At 68.3% G+C, this 16106-nt stretch carries 7 protein-coding genes; 1 reads left to right on the top strand and 6 read right to left on the bottom strand.

The window, feature by feature from the left end; translation table 11 throughout:
• Nucleotides 1-54: 54 nt before the first annotated feature.
• From AC07EJ_RS16480 to AC07EJ_RS16455, 6 genes are all read right to left on the bottom strand, one after another.
• Nucleotides 55-5349, bottom strand: a complete 5295-nt coding sequence (locus AC07EJ_RS16480) for an amino acid adenylation domain-containing protein (RefSeq protein WP_478884427.1) — start codon at nt 5347-5349, stop codon at nt 55-57.
• Between the two features lie 20 nt (nt 5350-5369).
• The gene (locus AC07EJ_RS16475) at nt 5370-9143 is read right to left on the bottom strand and encodes an amino acid adenylation domain-containing protein (RefSeq protein WP_478884426.1); all 3774 of its coding nucleotides are present in this window, start codon (nt 9141-9143) and stop codon (nt 5370-5372) included.
• Nucleotides 9140-12097 (bottom strand): non-ribosomal peptide synthetase, encoded by a 2958-nt coding sequence (locus AC07EJ_RS16470; RefSeq protein WP_478884425.1) that lies wholly within the window; start codon nt 12095-12097, stop codon nt 9140-9142. Before AC07EJ_RS16470 ends, AC07EJ_RS16475 begins: the two co-directional genes overlap by 4 nt.
• Before the next feature lie 90 nt (nt 12098-12187).
• The gene (locus tag AC07EJ_RS16465) at nt 12188-13012 is read right to left on the bottom strand and encodes an SDR family oxidoreductase (protein ID WP_389487635.1); all 825 of its coding nucleotides are present in this window, start codon (nt 13010-13012) and stop codon (nt 12188-12190) included.
• 2 nt (nt 13013-13014) lie between these two features.
• Nucleotides 13015-13728 (bottom strand): thioesterase II family protein, encoded by a 714-nt coding sequence (locus AC07EJ_RS16460; RefSeq protein WP_389487625.1) that lies wholly within the window; start codon nt 13726-13728, stop codon nt 13015-13017.
• Between the two features lie 75 nt (nt 13729-13803).
• A complete protein-coding gene (locus AC07EJ_RS16455) occupies nt 13804-14550 on the bottom strand; it encodes a thioesterase II family protein (RefSeq protein WP_478884424.1) in 747 nt (248 codons plus the stop codon).
• Nucleotides 14551-14821: 271 nt separating this feature from the next.
• Here AC07EJ_RS16455 and AC07EJ_RS16450 point away from each other — a divergent pair, with 271 nt between their 5' ends.
• On the top strand, nt 14822-15862 hold the full coding sequence (locus tag AC07EJ_RS16450; protein ID WP_389487621.1) for a LuxR C-terminal-related transcriptional regulator: 1041 nt from the start codon (nt 14822-14824) through the stop codon (nt 15860-15862).
• Nucleotides 15863-16106 lie beyond the last annotated feature (244 nt).

Here is a 16106-nt window from a genome sequence, read left to right as displayed (position 1 = left end):
CCCGGAGAGCGGCCGTGGTCACGCGTAACGCGCGTGACCACGGCCGCTCTCATGTCAACGCGGGCCGCCTACCGCTTCGCGCCACCGGTCGAGCACCAGACCGGCCACAGCGTCCGGGGCCGTACGGCAGAAGTAGTGACCACCCGGACCGAGGTCTGCGTGCTTCGGCGCTTCGGAGAACACCGACCACTGGGTGTACCGCTGTGCGTGGTCCGGGGTCAGGGGGTCGTCCGTGGTGTAAACAGCGGTGAAGGGGGCGCTGAGCTGTGCCTTGGGCCCGTCCTCGACAGCAGCGAGCAGATAGCTGTTGGCGGAACGGGAGTCATTCCGGAACACAGCCGCGATGAATCCCACCTGCTCGGGACTGAGCGCATCAAGCCCGGAAAACCCGGTCTCGTTGACGAGCCACCGCACGATGTCCTCGTCCGTCATCGCCACCACCTGATCCAGGCCCTGGCGGGTGACCTCGGCGCTGTGCAACAACTTGCCGCCGGCGAAGACATGGAGCGGGTGCCTGCCCTCTTCCTCGAGGAGCCGTGCGGTTTCGACGGCCAGAGCCGAACCGACACAGTGGCCCCAGAGCATCACCGGTCCGTCGACGGTACGACGGATCTCTTCGACCACACGCGCCGCCACATCTTCGAGAGACAGGAAGGCTTCGTCCGGTCGGCCGGCATCGTGTCCGGGCAGTTCCACGCCGTAGACGGCGAGGTCGGAGCCCGCCTTGTCCAGGGTCTTCGCCAGTGCCTCGAAGTTGATGGCGTTTCCGCCCGCGTACGAGAAACACACCAAGGCGCATCCGGCGTCGGCCGGATTCACCGACAGGGACTGGAGCAGGTTCCGTTCCTCCGGCTCGGCCTCGGCCACCTTGTCCAGATTCCCCTGAGCGACCGCGCACAGCGGTTCCAGAGTGGAGTTACGCATCAGATCGGTGAGCGAGATGAGTCCGTCCAGCTCCATGATCGTGCGCATGGCGGAAAGCGAACTGCCGCCGAGCGAGAAGAAGTTGTCGTCGAGAGAGATCTCCTCCACGGAGACGCCGAGCACCTTCGCCCATGCGTGTGCAATGCGCAGGGGGACCTCGCCGGCAGGGCGACGTGCCGTGCCTGCGGCATCCGTCTCGGGGGCACTCCCTTCGGCCCTTCCGAACGTGAGGTGTGAGCGGTCCTCCAGCTGGCCCAGGACCTGAAGGCCGTCCGGCATACGGCGTCCGGACAAGCCGGTGGTCACTGTGTCCGATTCCGCTCCCGCGGGGACGAGGACGATCCGGCCCTGGGTGGCAAAGGGGGCCACAAGACCGTGCTCGTCGACAACCCGTGCGTAAAAGCGCCTGTCCGGGGCCGGTACGAGCTCGGCCACCTCAGCGGGGAGAACCTCATTCCGCTCCGCCTCGGCCAGCGCCGTCACCTCTTCGTCGGGCAGGAGCACGGCAAGGTGGTGCGCGGCTTCGGAGTTGGCCGTCATCTGCTCGAACGCAGCGATGTAGTAGTCGCCCATCCGCTGCATCTGCCACGGCTCAAAGAGATGTGCGTGGTAATGCAGACTCAGGCGCACCTCATCAGTGATGAAGTGCCGTGAGTACTCGGCACGAATCACGAACTCTGTCTCGGAGTTGGCTCGCACGTCAAGGATCGAGAAGCCGTCGATCGCCTCGAGCTGCTTGAGCAGATAGAAGTGCGTGAAGTTGAAGGCCGTCTCGAAGAGCGGTTCCTGGGTTCCCAGATCGTGCTTCATCTGCGCCATCGGGTAGCGCCGGGCGGGAAGCAGATCGATCTCGGACCGGTATACCTGGTGGATGAGGTCGGCCCACGAGCCCTCGTCCATCCGTGCGCGGAAAGGCACCGTGTTGAGGAACAGCCCGATGGCACGCGTGGCGTCCTCGGCCTCCGGACGGCCGCTGTGCTCGTACCCGGTCATCACATCGCGGTCACCCGCGATCAGCGAGAGCACCTTCGTGTGCGCGGCCATCGCGACATTCTTGACCGGCACGGACAACTTGTTGGCCAGCTCCACTATGCGGTCCGACAGCCCGCGTGGGAACTCCACCTCGTGGAAGAGCACGGGGAAGACATCCGGTTCCACCGAGTCCTTGGTCCGGGGCAGTTCAGTGAAGGTACTGCCTTCGAGCAACTCGCCCCAGTAGTCCCGGTGTTCCTCGTTCGCCAGTGACTCACGCTCAAGCGCCACGTAGTTACGGCCGTGGTTGTCCACGAGCACGTCCGGCAGCGGCCGGCCCTCGCGGAGACGGTGATAGGTGTCGAACAGCGTGGTGTGCACCAGGGTGATGCTCCAGCCGTCAAGGGCGGAGTTGTGCTGGCTGAGGGAATAGCGGAACAGCTCGTCGCTCAGCACATGCACGTGCAGCCTTACGAGGCCGGGCTCGGTCCAGACGAATTCGTCGGCCTTCTCCCGCGCGGCCCACTCTTGGTACCAGGCGTTCTGCTCGTCCTCGGTCATGCCGCGCAGATCGGCGATGGCGAGCGGCAGCGGTGCGTCCTCGTGGACGAACTGCAGGTACTCGGTGTAGCCAGTGAGGTGGTAGCTGGTACGGAAGATCGGGTTGCCGGCCACGACGATCCGGGCCGCTCGCTCGAAGCAATCGGCGTCGAACGAGCTCTGGATCATGTAGCTGATGATGTCGTGGTACTCGGCCGTGCCCTGCGAGAGCTCACTCTGGAAGACCAGACCGGCCTGCAGCTGGGTCATCGGGTACGCGTCCTCGATCCCGGCGGGGATCTTCGCGCGGTCCTCGGGGCTCAGGAGCTCGAAAGGTTCCAGCGTGCGCACTGCCGCACCGGCCTCGAAAGCGCCCTCGGCCAGACTCGCGGCGAGTTCGGCGACCGTCGGGTTCTGGAAGAACTGCTGGAAGGTGAAGTCGAGACCGGTCGCCCGCGCCTTTGCCAACACGGTGACGAAGTGGATCGAGTTGCCGCCGAGCGCGAAGAAGTTGTCGTGTACTCCGACCTGATCCTGGTTGAGCACCTCACCCCAGATACGCGCCAGGTCCACTTCCTGCGGGGTGCGAGGAGCGACATGCTCCACGGCCTCGCGAGCCGGCGGTGCCGGCAGTGGCAGCGCACGGCGGTCCAGCTTCCCGTTCGGGGTGAGCGGAAAGGCCTCCAGCACGACGAGACGGGCCGGCACCATGTACTCCGGCAGCGTCCGACCCAGATGACCCTTGAGATCGTCCTCGGAAACCGTCTCGGCAGACAGCGCATAGCCGCACAGATAGGTCTGCCCGTCCTCCGCCTTACGAGCGACGACGACGGCGTCCTTCACCAAGGGGTGCCGGCGCAGCCGCTCCTCGATCTCGCCCAGCTCGATTCGGTACCCACGCACCTTGACCTGGTGATCGATGCGTCCCAGGTACTCGATGGTGCCGTCGGGCAGCCAGCGGGCGAGGTCTCCCGTGCGATAGACACGCTCCTCACCGGCCAGGGGGGCGGGGACGAACTTCTCCGCGGTCAGCTCGGGACGGTGGAGGTAGCCACGGGCCAGCTGTACGCCCGCGATGCACAATTCGCCGGGTACACCGACCGGTTGGGGCCGCAGCTCCGCGTCGAGCATCAGGATGCGCGTGTTGTCGATGGGCCGTCCGATCGGCACCCGGGTCTCGTTGCCCTCGCAGGCATGGTGAGTGACGTCGACGGCAGCCTCGGTGGGCCCGTACAGGTTCACCAGACGTGCACCGGCGATCACCTCCGCGAAGAGCCGTGCGTGGTGCGGGGTCAGCGCCTCACCACTGGCGAAGACCTGCCGCAGGGAGGCCAGTCGGGACTGCTCACCCGCTCCGGACACAAAGTCCAGGAAGGCGCCGAGCATGGACGGCACGAAGTGCATCGTCGTGACGCCGTGCTGCTCGACGGCCGCGGTCAGGGCCTCCGGGTTCCGCTCCGTGCCGGGCTCGGGCAGGCAGACGGTCGCCCCCTCGAACATCCACCAGAAGAGCTCCCAGACGGAGACGTCGAACGACGTCGGGGTCTTCTGCATGATGACGTCGGCGGCCGTGATCGGGTACGCCTTCTGCATCCACGAGATCCGGTTGACGGCTGAACGGTGCTCGATCTGTACGCCCTTGGGATTGCCGGTCGATCCCGAGGTGTAGATGACGTAGGCGAGGTCGCGGGCGGTGCCGTGGACGGGTGGTGTGTCCGCCTGCGGCGCGTAGTTCGCCTGGTCCGTCAGGTCCACCACTGCTGTGTCGCCGTCCACAAGACCGACGTGGTGGGGTTGCGTGAGGACAAGCCGGGCGGCGCTGTCCTGAAGGATGTACGCGATGCGGTCCTGCGGATTGGAGGGGTCGACAGGCAGGTAGGCGCCACCGGCCTTGAGCACGGCGTAGATGGCGACGAGCATCTCCGGAGATCGGTCGGCCAGCACCGCCACCAGGTCGTCACGGCCGACACCGCGTGCGCGCAGGGTGTGCGCCAGTCGGTTCGCACGGGAGTCCAGTTCGGCGTAGGTGAGACGGAAACCGGCGCCCACGACGGCGACGGCGTCCGGGCAGTCGGCCACCCGACGGCTGAACAGTTCGTCCAGACGTACCGTCTCGTCGAAGGCCGCTTCGGTGCTGTTGGCCTTGGTGATCAGGGTCCGGTCAGCTTCCGCGTGCAGATCGAGCCCGGCCAGAGCGGTGTCGGGTGCGTGAGCGGCTCCTCCCAGCAGGATGGCGCAGTGCGCAAGGAGCCGCTCGGCGGACTCGGCGGTATAGCGGCTCGTCCTGTGACGCAGCTCGAGCGCGAGACCGCCCGGCTTCCTCGCGAAGGCGAAGGTGAGCGCGAACGCGCTGCGGTCCACCGCTTCCGCTCCGCCGCGCACGGAGTCGACCAGGACCTCCGCGTAAGGGTGGTCGCCTTCCGGCGCCGTGACTCCCAGCTCATCGGTGAGCAACTCGACGGGGAAGTCCTGGTGCTGGAGTGCGGCCGTCAGCCGTGCCTCGACCTCGCCCAGCAGACCCCGCAGCGCGGTGTCGCCGGCGATCGGCAGGCGCAGCGGAAGTGTGTCCGCGAGCGGCTCGGGGGCACCCGGAACAGGGGTGGAAGGAACGGCCAGGACGGCCTCCTCACCGCCTGTGTAGCGCTGGAGGAGCGCACCGACCGCAGCGATCAGTACGGAATGCAGAGCGGCGTCCTGCCCGCGGGTCAGCTTCTCCAGGCGGTCAGCCAGAGGGGCATCCAGGTCGAGGGATGCTGCCGCGTGTGCGCTCGGGCCGCCTGCGGTGTCATACATGTCGGACGGGAATCCGGTGCGCTCCGGCAGCGCTGCCAGTTCGGCTCGCCAGAACGCGCCCTCACGCGGGCGCTGCGCGGCCGCGACCTTGAGCTGGCCTCGGGTTTCGATGGATTGCATGGTGCCTTCCCGGATGTGGATCAGAAGTCGAAGTCGAGCGCGAGCTCGGGAACATGGGGCTCGGGCGCGGAGGTGCGGCCCAGTGCCGTCAGTGGCGCGTCTGGGTCGGCCAGAGCGGCGTCGAGGACGGCCAGGAACTCGTCGCGGAACATCTCCACGGTCGGGCGGAGGAACAGCCCCGTGGCGTAGGCCCAGCGAGCGGTGAAGCCCTCGGGTGCGTCGTCGATCTGCAGATTGAGGTCGAAGATCGTGCGACGGGTGGCCTCGGGGCTCCAGTGCGGGTGGCCGCCCAGGAAGTCGACCTGGTGGAGCCCGGTGTCCTGGACCGCGAAGAGGGTGTCGAAGACCGGATGGCGGCTGTAGTCGCGGTCACCGGCCAGCGACACGATGGCGTCGAACGGATGGTCCTGATGGTCCGCGGCGTCCACGGCACGCTCGGCCACGGCACGCAGATGGGTCCGGAACGACTCCTCGGGGGCGGCCCGCACCCGAAGGCAGACCGTGTTGACGAACATCCCCTGGGCGCGGTCCACGCCCGGCAGGTGACGCCCGGAGAAGGGGGTGCCCACCGTGACGTCGTTGCTCCCGCTCACCCGTCCCAGGAACGCGGCGTACGCGGCCAGGAGCACATGGAAGGCGGTTCGGCCCTCGGCCCGTGCCAGTTCACGGACCGCCCGGCTGCGCTCCACCCCGAACGAGAAGGGCAGATGGTCGCCCTCGGTGCGGCGCACCGGGGGGCGCGGCAAATCGGTCGGCAGATCGGGAGCCTTGGGCTGGTCCGCGAAGGTCTCGGACCAGAACGCCCGCTGGTTCTCGGACAGTTGCCGACCCTCCGGACCGCTCGCCCACTGGGCGAAGTCCCGGTACGTCAGGTCCACATCCGCAGGCTGCTCGCCGCGCATCAGGGTGGCCCACTCGCCGATGAGGAGGGCGAGCGAGTAGCCGTCGGTGAGCAGATGATGCACGTCCAGGACGAGGCGAGTCCCCGCCGCGTGGCGCAGCAGCACCGCGCGCCACAGGGGGGCGTGGTGCGGATCGAAGGCACGAATCCAACCCTCGGTCCAGGCATCCGGATCCTCGGCAGGGGCCAGCTCGGCCTCTTCAAGGACCACCGGGAGTTCGTCGTGGACGCGTTGGAACGGCTGCCCGTCGTCGGTCACGGCAATGTCCGTACGCAGTACCTCGTGCCGGGTGACGAGCTCGGCCAGGGCGGCGCGCAGCAGGCAGGCGTCGACCGGGCCGGGGAAATCGACGAGGATCGGCAGGTTGTACTCAGTGCCGGAAGGGTCCTTCACCTGCTCGATGTAGATTCCCTTCTGCTGCGGCGACAGTGGCGTCCGCTCGGTGGCCAGGCCCCGACGTGGTCCTTCGACATCGGGTTCAGCCCGGTGGGCCGTGCGGACGAAGTCGGCGAGCGCGGCCACCGTGCGGGCGGCGAGGACAGCCGACACCGGGCAAGCGACACCGAAACGTCGGCGCACGCGGGCGGCCAGCCTGGTGGCACTGAGCGAGCTGCCGCCCAACTCGTCGAGGGAGTCGTCGACACCGATGCCTCGTATGCCCAGGACGTCCTCCCAGAGCTCGACCAGGGCGTGCTCCACCTCGTCATGTGGCGGTCGCCGGTGCTTCGGGTCCCGCTCGGTGACGGAGGGTTCGGGTTCGGGGAGCGCGGCCCGGTCCACCTTGCCGTTGGCCGTCAACGGCAGTACAGGCATCACGACGACGTGCGCGGGGACCATGTGGGACGGAAGCACCGGCTCGAGGTCACCGCGTACCTGCTCGGGTGAGAGTGCGGCATCTCCGGAGACGTATGCGCAGAGATAACTGTCGGAGGAATCCGGCCGGCGCCGTGCCAGCACGACTGCGGCGCGCACTCCCGGGTGGGCCAGCAGCGCGGCTTCGACCTCGCCGGGTTCGACTCGGAAACCTCGGACCTTGACCTGGTGGTCGGTCCGCCCCAGGAAGTCGATGCTCCCGTCGGGCAGGAGACGTACCCGGTCGCCCGTCCGATAGAGCAGCTCGCCGGGTCTGAACGGGCTCGGGACGAATGCCCGCTCGGTCAGCTCGGGGCGCCCGTGGTAGCCGAGCGCCATTCCCTCGCTGCCCACATACAGCTCCCCGGGGATGCCGACGGGGAGCAGTTGACGGTCCTGGTTCAGGACGTAGGCGGTGGTGTTGGGCAGAGGCCGGCCGATCGGCACGCGGGCGCCGATGGGCTCGGCCACCCGGTGAAACGTCGAGAAGACCACATTCTCGGTCGGCCCGTAGCCGTTGGTGAGGGTCAGGCCCGGGTTGGCGCGCAGCACGGAGCGTACGTGTTTGGTGGAGAGGACATCGCCGCCGACGAGTAGTTCACGGAGCGGCCGGAAGGCGGTCGGGTCTTCGTCGGCAAGCTGGTTGAACAGGGCGGACGTGAAGAAGGCTGTGGTGATGGCCTGTTCCTTCAGGGCCCGCTTCAGCTCCTCGACGTCCAGGAAGGTGTCGCGATCGAGGATGTGCAGGGTTCCACCGCAGAGCAACGCCCCCCATATTTCCCAGACCGAGGCGTCGAAGCCGGTCGCACCGACCTGTGCCATCCGCGTCGAGGTGTCCAGGCGCACGTAGTCGACGTTGCGCACCAGCCGGACGATGCCGCGGTGCGGGACCGCGACCCCTTTCGGCCGGCCGGTGGTCCCGGACGTGTACATGAGGTACGCGGCCGCCGACGAGTCGGCCGATACCCGGTCCTTCCCCGGCGCGGGCTCGCGCGACCAGTCCAGGCGATCGACCGCGATGACGTGGTCGTGCGCTTCGGCCCGGCCGAGGAGCTGACCGAAACGGTCGATCAGGCCGTCCGTGGTCAGCAACCGACGCGACCCGCTGTCCTCGATGAGGTACGCGATGCGATCCGTCGGATAGTCCGGGTCCACCGGCAGGTAGACACCGCCGGCCATGAGTACGGCGAGCGCCGCCACGACGAGATCCGGAGTCCGGGGCAGGAGCAGCGCGACCGGCTCGGTGGGTCGCAGGCCGCCCTCGCGCAGCAATTGGGCGAGCAGCGCACTACGGCGGTGCACCTCGGCGTACGTGAGCGTGGTGCTTCCGTGGACCACGGCGGGCTGGTGCGGCGTTGCCTGCGCCTGCTCGACGAAGAGCCGCTCGACCCGGGTGTCGTTCGGGTAGTCCCGGGCCGTGTCATTCAGGTCCTCCAGCAGCCTGGTGCGTTCTGCCGGGCACAACGGATCCAGATCGCGCACCTTGGTCTGCGGGGAGTCGGCGGCAGCCGCCAGGATGTTGGCCAGGTGCTGCGCGTGCCGGGCAACCGCGTCCGGACGGCTCTCGGCGGGATCGTGCCACAGGCTGAGGACGGTTCCGTCCGCGGTGTCCTCGAGCACCAGGGTGAGGGCGGCCGGGAATGCGGGACTGTCAGCTCCCGCACCCGACCGGTGGATCAGGACGGGCAAGGCCTCGGTGTCTGCCTGGTCCGGTTGCGGGGCGTCGAGTGCCTCGGCTGTCGCAGCCAGCAGATTCTCGACGGTGCCGACGGGGTCGACGGAGATGCCGACCACACCGCGCCGTTCACCGTCCTGCAGGAGACGGAAGGAGACCTCCTGCTGATTGCTGTGGTGATGGAGCAGTGCGCTCCAGGCCGCCACCACCTGAGCCACGCCGACCTGCGGCGGGCACACGACGGGGAACGGTCCTTCTTCCGCTCCGGAGGTGACTGCGGGACCGTAGGCACCGGGCGGGGCCGAATCAGCCACTCCTGGAAGCCATTCCCACAGGTGCTCGGCCTCAGTGATCCGCTCAGTCATGCCTGGCTCGCCTCCAGGACCTGCGCGAGGCCGCTCACCGTCGGGTTGAGGTAGAGCTCTCGCATGGGGAGTGGGGGAAGACCCTGCTCGCGCATGGCCGCGGCGACCCGCACGGCGAACAGTGAGTTCCCGCCCAGCTCGAAGAAGTTGTCGTCCGGACCGACCGGCACGCCGAGCACCGATTCCCAGACCGCTGTCAGCGCGGCGCCGAGCCCACCCGCGGGGGCTTCCGTCTCGGGAGCGGTCACGGAGTCGCTGGGATCGGCCGCCATGACAGGGATGGGCGCGGCCTGTGGAGCGGCAGGCGCAGGCAGCTTTCGGGGGTTCAGCTTGCCGTTGGCCGTCAGCGGGAGCGCGGACAGGGCGGTCACCGTCGCGGGCACCATGTACTCGGGCAGCACCTTGCCCGCCCGGCGCCGCACCGACGCGGTGTCGTCCCCGCCCTCAAGCACCACGTAGGCGTCGATGCGCACCCCAGCGGCATCGCTCGCCGGGTCGCCGCCGAGGACCACGGCAGCCGCGGTGACGGTGGGGTCGTCGAGCAGCACATTGCGGATCTCGTCGAGCTCGATGCGGAAGCCGCGGACCTTGACCTGCGTGTCCAAACGGCCCAGATGTTCCAGCCGCCCATCCGGTCGGAGCCGGCCTCGGTCGCCGCTGCGGTACATGCGGCCACCGGCGAACGGATCCGGTACGAACCGCTGCTCCGTCAGTTCCGGGCGTCCCAGGTACTCCAGGGCCACGCCTTCGCCACCGACGTAGATCTCACCCGGGACACCACAGGGCACGGGACGTCCGCGCTCATCGAGGACGTAGATGTACCAGCCGGGCAAGGCGGGCCCCACCGATCGCGACCCTGTCATGGCCTCTCGGCGTGTCACCGTCTGTGCCGTCACGTGGACCGTGGTCTCCGTGATGCCGAACATGTTGACCAGGCGGCACTGACGCTCTGGATACCTGTCGAACCAGGTACGCAGTGTGCGGGCATCCAGCGGCTCACCGCCGAAGACCACCAGTCGTACGGCGAGCCGCTCGTCGCGGTGCCGGTCGGCCTCGATGAGCTGAGCGAAGGCGGACGGGGTCTGGTTGAGGACGGTGACCCGTTCGTCGACCAGCAGTTCGTGGAACTCCTCGGGCGACCGGGAGACCCAGTAGGGCACCACGACCAGGCGCGCACCGGTGAGCAGTGGGCCCCAGATCTCCCAGACGGAGAAGTCGAAAGCACTGGAGTGGAAGAGCGTCCACGTGTCGTCGTCGGTGAGTCCGAAGTCCTCACGCGTGGCCGACATCAGGGCGACCACGTTGCGGTGCGGAACCACGACGCCCTTGGGACGTCCGGTGGATCCCGAGGTGTAGATGATGTACGCGGCCGACTCGGGTGCGCGTTGCCCCTTCGTGTCACGGGTCAGTTCGCCATCGTGTTCCGCAAGCGCCTCGGGCCGGACAGCACGTGTGCCTTCGGCGCCGGGGAAGTCCTCAAGGGTGGTGACCACGATGCGAAGCGCCGCGTCCTGCGCGGTGTACGCCAGCCGGTCGGCCGGATACGTCGGGTCCATGGGGACGTAGACCGCGTCCGCCTTGAGCACCGCCAGCATCGTGACGACGAGGTCGAGGGAACGTTCCAGACAGACACCGACGCGCTCGCCCGGCTGCACTTCCCGCGCACGCAGAGCGGCGGCGAAACGCTCAGCTCGTTCGTCCAACTCCGCGTACGTCAGCGACTTTCCCTCGCACGTGAGCGCGATGGCGTCGGGTCGCTCCGCCGCGCGGGCGGCGAACACCGAGTCGATCCGGTCCGGCTGCCAGGCCAAGACCTGAGCCGGTCGGCCCAGAGCGGTGATGTGCCGCTTCTCGGCGCCGTCCAGGAGCTCGATGTCACCCGGGGACGCGTCGCTGTCCGCAGCGTTCACCTGGCCGTAGGCATGGGCGAGATGGCGTGCGAAGTGTTCTGCCGACGCCTCGTCCACATCTTTGAGGAGGTGGTGGACGGCCAGCTGGAGCGCTCCGTCGCCGGTGCGGCTCGGCACGACGGTGAGCGGGAACGGGGCGGTCTGGCAGGGGAGATATTCTCCTTCACCGGCTTCCAGACCGCCGTCGAGGACCCCAGCCAGTACGCGGCCGCGGACCGCTGCCACGAGTCGGGCGTACTGCCGGTCGTCGCAGTGGCCTCCGTGGCCGCTCAGCACCGGGCCTGCCTGCGCGATCAGCTCGGCCGTTCCCAGTGCGCCCGTCAGATCCAGGGCCAGCAGCCCCCCGCCGTCGAATGCCCCCAGTACGTCGTCCGCACGCTCCGGGGCACCGGCCAAGGTGGCGAGAACGGGGGTCTCCTGGCCCTCGTACCGGCCAAGGACCAGCCCGGCCGCCACGGCGACCGTGGCCATGACGTCCGTCGCACCTTCGGGAAGCGGGACAACCACCGTGCCCGTACGGTCCCCCGCGGCATCGTCGCCGCAGGCCCATTCCGCCCGCCCGGAGTAGTCCGCCTCTTCCCACCTCTTGAGCAGCTCGGCGTCCGTGCCACCGGGGCGGTCGGCCGTCACGAAGCGGAACCGGCTGTGGGGAGCACGGCCCGTCAGAACGTCGGCGATCGACCGCAGCGACGTGGCGTCGAGGCTCGAACGGTGGGCCACGAGCACCAGGTCGGCAACCCCGTCCTCGTACGTGAGGAGCACCGCACGCAGCGAGACCTCCGCCGCGTGCACCGGCCGGCTCAGCTCGGAGCGGAGCCGGTGGAGCGCCATCGGAGAGCCGGCGGCGGCGGGTACCTGTTCGACCCACAGCTGCGGCAGCCGATCGGAGACATCGCGCCACCACGCACGGGCCGCCTTGTCGAGGAGCCCGCCCAGCAGCACCGGGTCGGTGCCTTCGGGCAGCCTGACGCGCAGGCTGTGGCAGTGCGCGGACGCCGCAGATCCGGCCGGAATGAGGGGAGAAGAGAAATCGGTACGGGGCACGGAGTGATCTCCAGAGCGTGTGTGGTTCAGGGGAGGACGGCAGCGGCCGTGAGCGTCACTCGGGCGCGAGTCAGCGACGGCAGATGGCCGTCAGCGTGCGGTGAAACCGCCGTCGACCGCGAGCACACTGCCGGTGACCTGCCGAGACTCGTCGGAGGCCAGCCATACGGCTGCCGCCGCGATGTCGTCGGGCTCGATGAGGGCATTCATCGGCTGGGCCTGTACGAAGGTCTCCTCGTGCTCGGAGACGGGTACGTCCAGAGAACGGGCGATCTCGGACAGCATGCGGCCCTCGACCTGAGAGTCGTCCCGGACCGAGCCGGGGCACAGCGCGTTGACCCGCACCTTGCGGGGCGCGTAGTCAAGCGCCGCAGCCTTGGTCAGTCCCACGAGACCGTGCTTCGCCGCGACATAACCGGCGAAGTGCCGGTACCCGACCAGCCCCGCCGTGGAAGCGATGTTGATGATGCTGCCCGACCGGCGCTCGGCCATCAGACCGCCCACGGCCCTGATGGTCCGCCACGCCCCGGAGAGGTCCACGTCGATCATCAGCTGCCACTCGGCCTCGTCGATCTCGTGGGCCGCCTTGCCCGAAGGGGCTGCGATCCCCGCGTTGTTGACGAGAACGTCGATGCCACCGAACCGTTCGACCGCCACACCGACCGCCGCCTCGACCTCCTGCATGCTCCGTACATCGGCTTGCTGGACCTGTACGGATACCCCGAGATCACGGCAGAGCTCCGCCGTGTACTCGAGCTGGCTGATCGACCCGAGCGGATACGGCACACCAGGCAGATCCTGCGCGATGTCGATCAGCACGAGATCGGCACCCTCCTTCGCGAAGGAGGTGGCGCAGGCGCGCCCCAGGCCCCGGGCCGCGCCTGTGATGACCGCGGTCTTACCGGACAAACGCATGGTCATCGCCCGGTGCCCGTCCGCAGCTCGGCCGCGATCAGGCGCAGCAGGTCCGGCGCCTTGTCCGTCAAGTACATGTGGCCACCTACGAGTTCACCGGTGGTGAGTCCGGCACTGGTCGCCTGGGCCCACTGACCGAGCTGAGCCGAGTCCACCAACTCGTCGTCACAGCCGCGCACCGCGGTGATCGGTACGGGCAGCGGCTTCTCCGACGCGGGCCGGTAGTTCTCGTGCATCTCGACATCCGCGCGCAGCATGGGAAGCAGGAGCTCCCTCATCTCGGGGTTCTCAAGAGCCGGGTGCGAATAGCCGGCGAAGAGGCGAACCTGCGCCAGGAAGCCCTCGTCGTCGAGGTCACTGGCCCGGCTCTCCCGCCCGTTCCACGGACCCGGCGAGCCGCTGACGATCAGTCGGTCGACCGTCACGCCGTCCATCCCGCAGAGGCGGTGGGCCAACTCGTAGGCGAGGACCGCCCCCAGGCTGTGGCCGAACAGTGCTACGCGGCCGGCGCCGTCCACCTGGCCCAGCACCTGGTCACACGCGTCCTCGGCGGCGCGGGCGGCATCGGTGTGCGGCTCGTCGATGAACCGCTCCTCACGACCGGGCAGTTGCACCGGCACGATGTGCAGCCCCTCCGGCGCGTGCTGCTGCCACTCCTTGAAGAAGGATGCGCCGGCACCAGCGAAAGGGAGGCATATGAGATATGTCGGATCCATGGAGCGAACTTCTCCGTTCGATTGCGGCTGGCAACCGGTCGCCCGCCAGCCAGGATGAGGAAGAGGAGGCCTGGTTCAGAAGGCGGCGGAGCGGGGAGCTCCCGGCAGGGCGTCGCCGCATTCGAGGGGAGCGGCGATCTCGGCTGCGACGGCGGCGATGTTCGCCTGGTCCAGCAGGTAGAAGTGGCCGCCGGGGAAGAGCTTCACCCGGACATCGACGCTCGCACGGGCGGACCACTCGGCCAGCCGTTCGGCGGGCACCAGGCGGTCTTGGCTGCCGCCGAGAACTGTCAGGGGAACGGCGGGCAGCGCCTGCAGGCTCAGTTTCCCCAGTGCGCCGCCCAACTGAAGGTCGGCACGGAGCAGTTGGAGCGTGTGTTCGAGCCAGACGGGGTCGGCCAGCAGCTCGGCGGGAGTCCCGTCGCCTTGTTCCATGACGCGCAGAAGATCCGCGTCGTCCCACTCAGCCGGCCGCTCGATCTGCGAGCCGCCCGGCAGTTGCGCGCTGACCAGCAGTGCTGAACAGGTCGCGGGCTCGGCAAGAGCCACGGCCACCGCGATCGACGCTCCCAGGCTGTGGCCGAAGAAGAGGGTCGGGCAGGGCTTCAATGCGGTCAGTTCTCGCCCCACGGCGGCCACCAGGTCCGAGGGAGCCACCTCGGGCGACTCCGCGAAGCGCCGCTCTCTTCCCGGCAGGGTGACACCGAGGACTTCGTACTCCGCGGGGAGCTGTTCGACGAGAGGGAGCAGAGTGTTCGGGCCGGCGCCGGAATGAGGGAAGACGACGACGCGCCTGGCAGGGTCATGCGGTGGTTGCCGCATCGTTGTGATCCATGGTCCGAGAGCCATGGGCGACTACCGCCAGCCCAGGTCGCGAGCCGCGACCCGCTGCCCTGCCCCTGGTGGACGGACAGCTGTTTCGGCACATGCGGAGAGGCGGGCAAAACGCATTGGTCGTCCAAACTTGTTGCAGGTGGTGCGCCCTCGTGAGGCGTGATCAACATATGCAACCGGCACGTTCGGACCAAGATCAACTAACCCTCGTGTTTCCGCTGCCACAGATACGACGGCTGCGTAAACGGGACTAATATGCATGGACGTGATCACAGGAGAGATTGCCGAGATCCCGGGACTGAGCGAGCAGGAGACGCAGGTCTACGTCCATGCGTGTGCCGGCGGCGAAGTTCGTGTCAGCGATCTCGAAGTGGCCACAGGTCTCCAGAGGGATGAAGTCCGCAGGGCCGTCGATCACCTGACCACCCTCCGGCTCCTGCGCGGCCAGGGCGGTGAAGGCCCTTTCACCGTGGTGCCTCCTGAGACGGCGAGGGTGCAGCTCATCACTCCGGCACTCCAGGAGTTGCGTCGACGCGAGGACCAGGTGAACGCCCTACGCGTCACCTACGACAGCCTTGCCCATGTGTACGAATCGGCTGCTCAAGCTCGGCTACGGCGGGCGAAGCTCGCCGGAGAGGTGATCAGCGAACTGGCCGCCGTCCACGAAGCGATCGCCGGACTCGCCGCGGAGTGCACCGAGGAGGTGCTCTCCTCGCACCCAGGCGGGGCGCGTCCGCCGGAGGTCCTGCACGAGTCATTGCCGAGAACACTCGAACTGCTGAACCGTGGCATCAGCATGCGCACGCTCTACCAGCACAGTGCGCGGTTCGACCGTGCGACCGCGGCGCATGTGGAGTGCATGACGGAATCAGGTGCTCAGGTGCGCACGCTCGCCGACGGCTTCGCGCAGATCATCGTCTTCGACAAACGGAAGGCGTTGATGCCGCTCCACGACGACGATCACGGCGCGGTGCTGGTGCGGGACCTCAGCGTGGTCGACTTCGCGGTCGCGGCCTTCGAGCGGTCCTGGTCGGCGGCCTCGCCCTTCCCTGTTGCGTACAGCCGCAAGATGGTCGCCGAAACCTCCGAGGACGTGAAGCTGAGCATCATGCGCCTCCTGGCGGACGGCGAGGAGGACAGAAAGATCGCCGCCCGGGTCGGGGTGTCACTGCGGAGCTACCAGCGACACGTTTCCGAGATCATGAAACGCCTTGGAGCCCGCACCCGACTGCATGCCGGCTACTTGATCCGCGAGCGCGGCCTACTGGAGGAGCACCCGGCGCACAGCGACTGTCCGTGATCGTTGTAGCAGGTGCGTGGCGGGGGAGTTTGCGCCTGAGTCGGTCGGCCGGCAGCGCTCGTGCACTGTGTACCAGGTCGGCAGCCCGGCCGTCAGCAGCGGGCGAGCCTCCAACTCGCAGAAAGGCTCGAACCGTTGGGCGACCATGAGCACCAGGGTGAGCGTGATCGTACGATGCCGCGCCGAAACCGCACGCCGTCTGCGGTCCTCTCGAACGGACGTCCCCGTGAAGATTTGTGACGAC

The organism is Streptomyces sp. NPDC045026 (genome assembly GCF_056432625.1).
The sequence above is the reverse complement of the archived record's forward strand: the minus strand, read 5'-3'. Positions and strand labels throughout refer to the sequence as shown.

Coding starts and splice junctions, on each gene's coding strand:
- AC07EJ_RS16480 (WP_478884427.1), bottom strand. CDS start 5,349: ATGCAATCCATCGAAACCCGAGGCCAGCTCAAGGTCGCGGCCGCGCAG.
- AC07EJ_RS16475 (WP_478884426.1), bottom strand. CDS start 9,143: ATGACTGAGCGGATCACTGAGGCCGAGCACCTGTGGGAATGGCTTCCA.
- AC07EJ_RS16465 (WP_389487635.1), bottom strand. CDS start 13,012: ATGCGTTTGTCCGGTAAGACCGCGGTCATCACAGGCGCGGCCCGGGGC.
- AC07EJ_RS16460 (WP_389487625.1), bottom strand. CDS start 13,728: ATGGATCCGACATATCTCATATGCCTCCCTTTCGCTGGTGCCGGCGCA.
- AC07EJ_RS16455 (WP_478884424.1), bottom strand. CDS start 14,550: ATGCGGCAACCACCGCATGACCCTGCCAGGCGCGTCGTCGTCTTCCCT.
- AC07EJ_RS16450 (WP_389487621.1), top strand. CDS start 14,822: ATGGACGTGATCACAGGAGAGATTGCCGAGATCCCGGGACTGAGCGAG.